This is a genomic window from Agrococcus sp. HG114 (genome assembly GCF_024723325.1).
Taxonomy (GTDB): domain Bacteria; phylum Actinomycetota; class Actinomycetes; order Actinomycetales; family Microbacteriaceae; genus Agrococcus.
In genome coordinates this window covers 1-488 of sequence record NZ_JANQCH010000281.1, presented here as the reverse complement: position 1 = coordinate 488, position 488 = coordinate 1, and the positions used below count along the sequence as shown (strand labels likewise).

The 488-nt window shown below is 80.9% G+C and carries 1 protein-coding gene; it reads right to left on the bottom strand.

Annotation, left to right across the window (positions count from 1 at the left end; translation table 11 throughout):
- Positions 1-488: FAD-dependent monooxygenase (locus NWP09_RS13250; RefSeq protein ID WP_258275941.1), on the bottom strand; the 488-nt coding region annotated here is incomplete at both ends.

Here is a 488-nt window from a genome sequence, read left to right as displayed (position 1 = left end):
GCTCGGGCGAGGGGAGCCGGGCGACCCAGCGGCGCCGACCGCCCGGCAGCGGGAACGACTCGACGATCCCCGCGGGCTCGAGGTGCAGCTGCGCGACGCCCTCGGCGCCGGTCGTGTCGGGGGCGTCGGCCATCGCGTAGGCGGCCGTGCCGCGGAGCTGCCGGAGCGGGATGCCCGCGAGCGACCGGACCGTGCTCCGGATGCCGTCGGCGCCGACGAGCACGCCCGCGTCGACCGCGAGCGACCCCGCCCCGTGGACGGCATCGAGCGCGACGCGGTCGGCCCGCGCCTCGAGCCCGACGAACTCCGTGCCCGCGCGCAGCGCGCCCGGCGCGAGCTCGCCGAGGCGCGCGCGCAGCAGCGCCTCCGTGCGGTGCTGCGGCAGCGCCAGGATGGGCGGCGCGAACGGGATGGAGGCGAGCGGCCGGCCGGCGCTCAGCGCGACGCCCGAGCGGATCGCCACCGCCTCCGCGCGGACCGCCCGGCCC